This is a genomic window from Kribbella sp. NPDC050124 (genome assembly GCF_044460355.1).
In the GTDB taxonomy this organism is placed as follows: domain Bacteria; phylum Actinomycetota; class Actinomycetes; order Propionibacteriales; family Kribbellaceae; genus Kribbella.
On the sequence record NZ_JBITJU010000041.1, the window covers coordinates 42,807 to 52,104 of the forward strand.

The 9,298-nt window shown below is 69.8% G+C and carries 8 protein-coding genes; 2 read left to right on the forward strand and 6 right to left on the reverse strand.

What is annotated here, in order from left to right:
• The first annotated feature begins 21 nt into the window (after nt 1–21).
• The gene (locus ACIBL3_RS45020; protein WP_396360178.1) at nt 22–723 is read left to right on the forward strand and encodes a hypothetical protein; all 702 of its coding nucleotides are present in this window, start codon (nt 22–24) and stop codon (nt 721–723) included.
• Here ACIBL3_RS45020 and ACIBL3_RS45025 read toward each other — a convergent pair.
• Nucleotides 641–1,144, reverse strand: a complete 504-nt coding sequence (locus ACIBL3_RS45025; RefSeq protein ID WP_396360179.1) for a winged helix-turn-helix transcriptional regulator — start codon at nt 1,142–1,144, stop codon at nt 641–643. The genes ACIBL3_RS45020 and ACIBL3_RS45025 overlap by 83 nt on opposite strands.
• A 53-nt stretch (nt 1,145–1,197) precedes the next feature.
• Here ACIBL3_RS45025 and ACIBL3_RS45030 point away from each other — a divergent pair, with 53 nt between their 5' ends.
• A complete protein-coding gene (locus ACIBL3_RS45030; protein ID WP_396360180.1) occupies nt 1,198–1,650 on the forward strand; it encodes a nuclear transport factor 2 family protein in 453 nt (150 codons plus the stop codon).
• On the opposite strand, the gene ACIBL3_RS45035 is transcribed toward ACIBL3_RS45030, so the two are convergent.
• Genes ACIBL3_RS45035 through ACIBL3_RS45055 form a run of 5 tightly spaced genes read right to left on the reverse strand, consistent with a single transcriptional unit; the run spans nt 1,647 to nt 8,276 of the window.
• Complete coding sequence (locus ACIBL3_RS45035; protein ID WP_396360181.1) at nt 1,647–2,669, reverse strand: LacI family DNA-binding transcriptional regulator; 1,023 nt, start codon at nt 2,667–2,669, stop codon at nt 1,647–1,649. The two genes, ACIBL3_RS45030 and ACIBL3_RS45035, sit on opposite strands and share 4 nt — an antisense overlap.
• Before the next feature lie 9 nt (nt 2,670–2,678).
• Nucleotides 2,679–4,199, reverse strand: a complete 1,521-nt coding sequence (gene glpK / locus ACIBL3_RS45040; protein ID WP_396360182.1) for a glycerol kinase GlpK — start codon at nt 4,197–4,199, stop codon at nt 2,679–2,681.
• A 21-nt stretch (nt 4,200–4,220) separates the two neighbouring features.
• On the reverse strand, nt 4,221–4,979 hold the full coding sequence (locus ACIBL3_RS45045) for an IclR family transcriptional regulator (protein ID WP_396360183.1): 759 nt from the start codon (nt 4,977–4,979) through the stop codon (nt 4,221–4,223).
• Between the two features lie 34 nt (nt 4,980–5,013).
• The gene (locus tag ACIBL3_RS45050; RefSeq protein ID WP_396360184.1) at nt 5,014–7,533 is read right to left on the reverse strand and encodes an ABC transporter permease; all 2,520 of its coding nucleotides are present in this window, start codon (nt 7,531–7,533) and stop codon (nt 5,014–5,016) included.
• Nucleotides 7,533–8,276 (reverse strand): ABC transporter ATP-binding protein, encoded by a 744-nt coding sequence (locus tag ACIBL3_RS45055; RefSeq protein WP_396360185.1) that lies wholly within the window; start codon nt 8,274–8,276, stop codon nt 7,533–7,535. Before ACIBL3_RS45055 ends, ACIBL3_RS45050 begins: the two co-directional genes overlap by 1 nt.
• Nucleotides 8,277–9,298 lie beyond the last annotated feature (1,022 nt).

The following is a 9,298-nucleotide window of genomic DNA, read 5'->3' on the forward strand; positions in this document are numbered from 1 at the left end:
GGGTGAGCCTGGGGAGGACACATGGGGGACAACGGGGCATGGCGGACGATGTCCGTCACGACCGGGATCGCCGGTCTGGCCGGCTTCGTGCTGGTGGCCGTCAGCCAGGCGCTGGTCCAGGCGGGCGGCGGGGAGCCGGCGTTCGACGCGCCGGGTCAGGAGATTCTTAGCTTCTTCGAGACGCGGAACGACACGTTGTACCCGATCGGCTCCTTCCTCGGGCTGCTCGCGACTTTGGCGCTGCTGTGGTTCTTCGCCGGCTTCTGGGCGGTGCTGAGATCCGCCGAGGGCGCCCCACCGTGGCGGTCGGTCGCTGCCCTCGCGTCGGGGCTCGCCTTCGTGATCCTGGTGATGCGGCCAGGGTGGGACCTGGCGGGGTTCCGGGTCGACGAGGGCTTGGATCCGCAGCTGGCCCGGCTGGCGTTCGACGACGGCAACCTCGGCTTCGCCAACGCCTGGCTCGCGCTGGCGAGTTTCCTGTTCGCCGCGGGCTGGATCATCGTCTCGACGCGCGCATTGCCGGCCTGGCTCGGCTGGGTCGCAGTGGTCGCGGCGGTCGGGTTCCTGGCCGGCCGAGCGTTCTGGACCACCTCGATCTGGCTGATCCCGTACGCGCTCTACTGGATCTGGACGATCGTGATCAGCGTCCAGTTGGTGCGAGGACGGTGGCGATCAGCGCCGTCCCCGGGGCAGTTCGACCGCCTGGGCCGGGGGATGGAGTGACCTCGGCGGCATCGAGCGCTTCGCCGCACTCCGAACAGCAGACGGTTGCCGTCGTCACCTTTCCGCAGGTGTCGTGGGTGAAACGGATCGGCTGACCCGCCGGCGGGGTCGCGTGCCGGTCGCCCCAGGCGGTCAGCGCCAGCAGGATCGGCACCAGCTCACGGCCGGCCTCGGTCAGCTCGTAGGCGTAGCGCACCGGGTTCTCCTGGTACGGCGCACGCGCGACCAGCCCGCCGTCCATCAACGTGCCGAGCCGGTCGGTGAGCAGGTTGCGGGAGATGCCGAGGTCGGTCACGAGCTGGTCGAACCGGTCGAGCCCGAGGTAGAGGTCGCGCAGCACGAGCGGCGTCCACCAGTCGCCGATGATCTCCAGCGACTGGGCGAGTGAGCAGTGCATCGAGGCGAAGCTGGTGTTCCGCATGTCACCATCCTAGTCAGTTGTGGCATTGAACTCACTGTTCGTAGGCTGGCGTCATGTATCACAGATTCGTGGCTCAGCAGGTACGGAAGGCATTCGCGGAGATCACCGCGGGGAACTGGGAGGCGATGGTGGCGGGGATGGCGCCGTCGTTCACCTACCGGTTCTACGGCGACCACGCGTTGTCCGGCGAACGGCACACTCATGACGCGTTGCGGCGGTGGTGGGAGCGGTGCTTCCGGCTGCTGCCCGACACCCGGTTCGACGTCCAGGACGTGCTGGTCGCGGGCTGGCCGTGGGACACCCGGGTCGCGACCGCGGTCACGGTCGACGTCGGTGTCGCGGACGGCACGCGCTACCACAACGTCGTCCACCAGTTCCTGCGGATGAAGTGGGGCAAGATCACCGAGGTGCGGACGCTGGAGGACACCGCCGTCCTGCAGAAGACCCTCGACCGCCTGGCCGCCGCAGGCTTCGAAGAAGCCCACGCAGCACCGATCACCGACTAGGGGCAGCCGCAGCTGACGCCAAGGATGAAGGGGGCCGGCAGGGGTTCGGTCGGGTCGATGGGGGAGTCGGTGAGCAGGCCGAACAGGATGCGTACCGCGGTACGGCCGATGTCCTCCATCGGCTGGCGGACAGTGGTGAGGCGCGGCGTCGCGAACTGCCCGGCCAGGGTGCCGTCGAAGCCGGTCACCGCGACCTGCGACGGTACGTCGATGCCCGCGGCAACCAACGTGTCGATTGCGACCAGTGCCTCCTGATCGGTCGAGCACACGAAGACATCAGGAAGGTCGTCAAGCTGCTCGTGGACCGAACTGACAGTTCTGGCCTCGTCGCCGGGGCGACTTGTGACGCGTTCGGCAACCGGTAGGCCGGCAGCGGTCAGCGCGGCGGCGAAACCGTCGTACCGGGCGGTGAACTCGGGCAGCGAGGTGGTGCCGAGGTAGACGAACCGGCGGAAGCCGTGTGTCTGCAGGAGGTGGTTGGTGAGCTCGGTCATCCCGGTGCGGTTGTCGACCGGGCCGGTGTGCACGTCCTCGCCGGCGATGCTGCTGCCGAGCTCGACGACCGGGATCCGCTTCGAGGCCTGAATGATCGCCTCGGCCGGCGCCGACCCGGCGAACGCGATCAGGCCGTCGACGCGGCCGGCGATGTCGATGACGGCCGGCAACTGGCCTTCCTTGTGACCGGCGCCGAGCATGAGTGCGTATCCACGCCGGCGGCACTCGAGTTGGACGCCGCGCTGGACCTCGTCGACGTACATCGGGAAGTGGCGGAGGTCAGGCTCGGTCGGCGTGACGTCCAGCTGGTAGTCGAAGGAGTACAGGCCGAGCGCCCCGGCCGAGCCGGTGGCCAGGCCGCGGGCGCTGGCACTCGGGACGTAGCCGATCTCGGCGGCCGTGGCGAGGACGTGTTCGCGGGTGGACTGCTTCACCCGATCCGGCTGGCTGAACGCGAACGAGACCGTGGCCGTCGACACCCCGGCTCGCGCGGCAACGTCGTACACGGTCGGCCGTCGTCCCATGCGGACACCCTAAGGCGCGGGTCCGTCCTCCGGGCGGATCCAGTTGAAGGTGCGCTGGACGGCGGCCTTCCAGTTCTCGTACTCGGTGGCGCGCCGGGCCGGATCCATGTGCGGGAGCCATTGGCCGGCCCGGTGCCAGTTGCTGCGCAGGCCTTCGAGGTCGGGCCAGTAGCCGACCGCGAGACCGGCGGCGTAGGCAGCGCCCAGCGAGACGGTCTCGGTGACCATCGGGCGGACGACGCGGACGTCGAGCAGGTCGGCGAGGAACTGCATCAGCAGGTTGTTCGCCGTCATGCCGCCGTCGACCTTGAGCGCGGTCAGCTCGATGCCGGAGTCGGCGTTCATCGCGTCGACCACCTCGAGCGTCTGGAACCCGGTCGCCTCGAGTACCGCCCGGGCCAGGTGGCCCTTGGTGATGTAGCCGGTCAGCCCGGCGATCACGCCGCGTGCCTCACTGCGCCAGTGCGGCGCGAACAGGCCGGAGAACGCGGGCACGATGTACGCGCCGCCGTTGTCGTCGACGGTGCGAGCCAGCGTCTCGATCTCGGCCGCGGTGTGGATCAGCCCGAGGCCGTCGCGGAACCACTGGACCAGCGACCCGGTCACCGCCATCGAGCCTTCGAGCGCGTACGACGCCGGCTCGTCACCGATCCGGTATGCGACCGTGGTGAGCATGCCGTGCTTCGACCGGACGATCTCGTGACCGGTGTGCAGCAGCAGGAACGAACCGGTGCCGTACGTGCACTTCGCCTCGCCCGCGCTGAAGCAGGTCTGCCCGAACAACGCGGCCTGCTGGTCGCCGAGCGCGGCCCCGATCCGGACCCCGGGGAGCACGTCGGTCGCGGTCGCGAACACCCCCGACGACGGCCGGATCTCCGGCAGGATCGCCCGCGGTACGTCGAACGCTTGCAAGAGCTCGTCGTCCCACTGGAGGGTCTCGATGTTCATCAGCATCGTGCGGCTGGCATTCGTCACGTCGGTGACGTGCAGCCCGCCGTTCACGCCGCCGGTGAAATTCCAGATCAGCCAGGTCTCCATCGTGCCGAACAGCACCTCGCCGCGCTCGGCGCGGTCCCGCAGACCGGGGGTGTGGTCGAGCATCCAGCGGATCCGCGGCGCCGAGAAGTACGTCGTCAGCGGAAGCCCACACAGATCCGCGAACCGGTCCGGGCCCTCGTCGCCGGCCAGTTCGGTCACCAGCCGGTCGGTCCGGGTGTCCTGCCAGACCACGGCGTGCCCGATCGGCCGGCCGGTCCGGCGGTCCCAGAGCAGGCTGGTCTCCCGCTGATTCGTGATGCCGATGGCAACGATCTGGGACGGCTCCGCGCCGATCTGCCGGACCGCGGCCGGAACCACCCGGGTGACGTTCCGCCAGATCTCGGTGGCGTCGTGCTCGACCCAGCCCGGCCGCGGAAACAACTGCCGGTGCTCGCGCTGGGCCACCGACACCAGCCGTCCGCGCCGGTCGAACAGGATGCACCGGGACGAGTTCGTCCCCTGGTCCACTGCCGCCACGTACTGCTCAGCCATGTCTCCACCCCCGTTGGACCATCAGCCGTCCTCTCGCAGGTCACGGCCGATGGCTTCGGCGGTGGCCCGCACCATGCTGACCAGATCCGGTCGCGGTCGCAGCCGGCTGTCGCAGATCCGCTCGATCCGGCCGGTCATCCCCACCGCGCCGACCACGAGCCCGCCGAGTCCCCGGATCGGCGCCGCGATACTGGCCATCTCCACGATGTACTCCTCGGACTCGCTGGCCCACCCCTTCGCCCGGACCGCGGCGAGCTCCTCGGCCAGCCGGACCGGGTCCACGATCGTGCGGGTGGTGTAGGCCTCCAGCTTCCGCGGCCGGGCGGCCCCGCTGGTGTCGAACGCGAGCACGGCCTTGCCGAGGGCGCAGGCGTGCGGCGGGAGCGTCGTACCGACGTCGAGGTCCTGGTCGCTGTCGTCGGGGCGGAAGACGTGGTGGACGACGACGACCTTGCCCTCGACCAGGCGGCCGACGCGGACCACCTCGCCACTGCGGGCGGCCAGCGAGTCGGCCCAGTTGATCGCGCGGCTGCGGAGCTCGTTCGGGTCCAGGTAGGTCTCGCCGAGCCGGCCGAAGGCGTCGCTCAGGTGGTAGTGCGCCCCGCTGTGGTCCTGCTCGACGAACCCGACCTGGTGCAGGGTCCGCAGGATCCCGTGCACCGTGGTCTTCGCGAGACCGAGTGCGTTGCCGAGATCGGCGACCCCGAGCCCGTCGGGCGCAGCCGCGAGTAGTCGCAGCACAGCGGCAGCCCGCTCGATGGACTGCACAGTGCCCGGCACACTCGCAGGTTAACTGTGATTGTGGGTTATGGCTTCAGTCAGCGGCGATTGCCTGCAGGACATTCAGGCGGGCTGCCCGGCGTGACGGCCAGACTGCAGCGAGTACGCCGATCACGCCGGCGGCAAGGACTGCGATCGCCAACTGCAGCACGGGAATGTCCAGTGCACTCAGGCCGTCGTCGACCATCACCTTCTGCACCGACACCGCGAAGACGACGCCGACCACGAGGCCGAGCAATGCGCCGAGCAGCGTGATCGCGATCGATTCCACCCGCAGCATCCCGCTGAGCTGCGGGCGGTCCATCCCGATCGCGCGCAGCAGCCCGATCTCGCGGGTCCGCTCGACCACCCCGAGGGCCAGCGTGTTCACGATGCCGAGGATCGCGATCAGGATCGCCAGCCCGAGCAGCATCCCGATCACGCCGAGCAGGACGTTCACCAGCCCGCGCGCGCTGTCGACGTACGCCTGCTGGTCCCGGACCCGGATCGTCGGGTAGTCCTTCAAGCCGTCGAGGACGGCCGGGCCGACATGCGCGGCGGTCGAGCCCTGCGCGAGGTCGACGTACAGCGTCTCGTCGGTCGGGGCGCCGCCGATGGCGTCGTACGTCGGCAGCGCGAGGACGATCGCGTTGAGCTGCCGGTTCGGGGCGAGGATGCCGGCGACGGTGAGCCGGTGTTTGCCGGTCGTCGTGATCAGCTCGAAGGATTTTCCGGCCGAGAGCTCGAGCGTTTTGGCCATCGTCCGGGGGAGGAGCGCCTGACCCTTGCCGAGGCCGTCGAGTGAACCGGAGTCGAGCTTCACGGTGACCGGGCCGGCCAGCGTGCCGTCGCTGACCCCACTGACCTGGACCGGAGTGTCGCCGACCTTGGCCTGCTGGCGGCGGACCCGGTGGACCGACTCGACGCCGGCGACCTTGGTGATCCGGTCGGCCACCTCAGGACTGAACGAGTCCTGGTCGTCGGAGCTGACGACGAGGTCCGACGTACCGATCGCGTCGGAGATGCTCCGCTCGATGGATGCCTTGGCCGACGCCCCGATCACGATCAGTCCGCTGATCAAGGCGACCGAGATCATCAGCGCGGACGCGGTGGCCGACGTACGACGCGGGTTGCGCTCGGCGTTGCGGCGCCCCAGCGTGACCGCTGCCCGGCGTCCGAACGGCAGCAGCAGAGCGCGTACGGCGTACCGGCTGACGAGCGGACTGGTCATCACCATCCCGAGCAGCGTGATCGCGGCCGCGAACCCGAGCAGGACCGCGCCCGGGAGCCCACTGGCCTGGAGGCCGATGAGGTACAGGATCACTGCCATCAGCAGCATGAATCCGCCGATGATCAGCCGGATCAGCATGGACCGCTCGGGAAGGGCCACGTCGTCGCGCAGGGCGGCCATCGGCGGGAGCTTGCCGGCCCGTCGCGCCGCCGGGAACGCGGCAGCAGCCGTGACTCCGATGCCGATCAGGTAGCACGCGATGATCGTGGCGGCGCTGACCTGCAGCGGGGACTCGGGGATCGCGAGATCGACCCAGTCGTAGAGGAACCGGATGCCGGCCGCCACCCCGATGCCGAGCAGCAGGCCGAGCGTCGAGCCGATCACGCCGATCGCGAGCGCCTCGGCCAGGACCGTCGCCGTGACCTGGCCGCGGGACGCGCCGATCGCGCGCAGCATCGCGAGCTCGCGGGACCGCTGCGCGACCAGCATCGCGAACGTGTTGACGATCAGGAACGCACCGACGAACAGCGCGATCCCGGCGAACAGCATCAGCACGGTGCTGTAGCCGCCGAACGTGTCGTCGAGGGCGTTCTCGCCGTCGGCCTCGACCTGCGCCGCCGTGCGGACCTGGACGCTGTCACCGAGGGCCTTGGCGATCGCCTGCCGGACGGTCTCCGGGTCGGCGCCGTCGTCGAGGGCGACTCCGACCGAGGTCCAGCCGGGGCTGCCGAGCAGGAGCTTCTGGGCGGTCGCCGGGTCGAAGGTCACCAGCGGTGCGCCGGCCGCCGGGCCGCTGACTGTGGGACTGGTGATCGCCGTGAGCTGGGCGGTGATCGCCTTGTTCGGGGTGATGACGCGGACCTGGTCGCCGATGACGTAGCCCGCGCGCGATGCCGTGGTCTGGTCGAGCGCGAGCTGCGCCTCACCCCACGGCGGCTTGCCTTCGAGGAGCCGGAACGGCGCCGTGCGGGAGTCCCGCGGCCAGGCTCCGCCGTACGTCGGCAGTCCGAGTGTCTCGGTGGGTTTCCCGTCCGGCGCGAGGATCTGCACGTCGCGCACGAGCAGCTCGGGGTCGGCGCCGGCGACACCCGGTACGGCGGCGATCTGCTCGACCACGTCGGAGGTGAACGTCGCGGGCCGGCCGGATCGGATGCCGACCGGGTCGACGGGGGTCACGGTGATGGCCGCCGTACTGCCGGAGAAGTTCTTCTTCAACGCGGCCGCGAGGGTGTCGGTGAAGACCATCGCGCCGCTGGTGAACGAGATGCCGAGCAGCACCGCGACAGTGCACAGCACGAACCGCAGCCGGTGGGCGAGGACCGACCGGAGGCCGAGCTTGAGCATCAGCCGGCCGCTGCGGCGGTCGAGTCGAGCTGCTTCATGGCGTCGAGCACGGTCTCGGCGGTCGGGTCGAGCAGCTCGGAGCGCAGCCGGCCGTCGGCGAGGAAGAGCACCCGGTCCGCGTACGACGCCGCCGTCGGGTCATGCGTGACCATCACCACGGTCTGGCCGAAGTCGCGGACGGAGCGATGCAGGAAGTCGAGTACGTCGGCCGACGACCGGGAGTCGAGGTTGCCGGTCGGCTCGTCGGCGAACACCACGTCCGGCCGGGAGGCCAGGGCACGGGCACAGGCGACCCGCTGCTGCTGCCCGCCGGAGAGCTCGGACGGCTTGTGGCCGAGGCGGTCGTTCAGGCCGGTCGTCTCGATCACGGTGTCGAGCCACTCCCGGTCGGGTTTGCGGCCGGCCAGGTCGAGCGGGAGGGTGATGTTCTCCAGCGCGGTCAGGGTCGGGACCAGGTTGAAGGCCTGGAACACGAACCCGATCCGGTCCCGGCGCAGGTGGGTCAGCTGCTTCTCGGGCAGCCGGGTGATGTCCAGGTCGCCGATCAGGACCTGCCCGTCGCTCGGCTTGTCCAGCCCGGCCAGGCAGTGCAGCAGCGTCGACTTCCCGGAGCCCGACGGGCCCATGATCGCGGTGAACCGGCCCTGGCCGAACTCGGCACTCACGTCGGCCAGCGCGTCCACCTGCGTCTGGCCACCGCCGTACCGCTTCCACAACCCCACCGCCCGCACAGCCACGCTCATGCGACGAACCGTATCGGCCGAGGGTTCCTCAGCCATCCACACCCACCGCAGCGCCACCAAGCCCGGGCCTGCCGGGGCTGCCCGGGGAAGAAGTGGTGGCTGTGCGCACCGTGCCGTGGCCGTGAACAGGAAATACCGGCTCTTGCGTTGGATGTGTGGGTCGCAGAAGTTCTGCTGTCCCCGTGCGGGTTGGTGCGCTCACCGCAGCAGTCCCGCCTGTCCCCGCGCGGGGTTCGTGGGCTCGCCCCAGCAGTCCTGGAGCCGCTGACTGGCGGGTTGTTCCACCGCTGCCCTGCTGCAGAGCCTGTTGCAAAATGGATTTGGGGCTCTCTGTCCACACCAACACGCCGCGACTATTCTCGCCGATCGGCCGTCCGCGCTCCACTCAGACAGTGAATTCGGGGTCGATCGGCGCACTGTCCCCACTGAGCTCGATCGGTCGGTGATTCTGCAACAGGCTCTGCATCCCGCCAGCGACCACCCAACCCACCAGCCGCAACTGGAGCCGCGAGCCGAGGGGGTGTGAGCTGGATTGGCACCGCGTGAATCCTGGCCGGGCGGCCGGCTGGTCCGGATGCTGGCCGGTCCGGGGGAGAAGGCGGGAGCTTGGACACCGTCTGGTGGGTGGGGACAGGAAATAGCAGGTCCCCGCCCACGGCTTCTTGTCCAAGCCCCCGGCAGCTGCCCAACTCCCGGCAACTGTCCAACCCTCCGGCGCCTGTCCAACCCTCCGGTGACGGTCGCACCACTTGGGGCCGGCAGTGGGCAAGGGGACAGTTGGACAGGTGGTGTCCGGGGCTGGGTAGTGCACCTGAGCGTGGGCGTCGGCGGGGTGTACGGCGTGACGCGGTGCACTACCTGTCGAGCTGCACGCTGACCCGACGCGCGCACATCACCCACACATCCAACACAAGAGCCGGATAACCCCAACGCCATTCGGTTAGCCGTCTGGCGTGTGGGGCAAGGGGCTGATCGCGATGTGGATGGTGGTTGGGTGGGTGCGGCGGTCGACGTCGCGGGCT

Coding starts and splice junctions, on each gene's coding strand:
- ACIBL3_RS45020 (WP_396360178.1), top strand. CDS start 22: ATGGGGGACAACGGGGCATGGCGGACGATGTCCGTCACGACCGGGATC.
- ACIBL3_RS45025 (WP_396360179.1), bottom strand. CDS start 1,144: ATGCGGAACACCAGCTTCGCCTCGATGCACTGCTCACTCGCCCAGTCG.
- ACIBL3_RS45030 (WP_396360180.1), top strand. CDS start 1,198: ATGTATCACAGATTCGTGGCTCAGCAGGTACGGAAGGCATTCGCGGAG.
- ACIBL3_RS45035 (WP_396360181.1), bottom strand. CDS start 2,669: ATGGGACGACGGCCGACCGTGTACGACGTTGCCGCGCGAGCCGGGGTG.
- glpK (WP_396360182.1), bottom strand. CDS start 4,199: ATGGCTGAGCAGTACGTGGCGGCAGTGGACCAGGGGACGAACTCGTCC.
- ACIBL3_RS45050 (WP_396360184.1), bottom strand. CDS start 7,533: ATGCTCAAGCTCGGCCTCCGGTCGGTCCTCGCCCACCGGCTGCGGTTC.
- ACIBL3_RS45055 (WP_396360185.1), bottom strand. CDS start 8,276: ATGAGCGTGGCTGTGCGGGCGGTGGGGTTGTGGAAGCGGTACGGCGGT.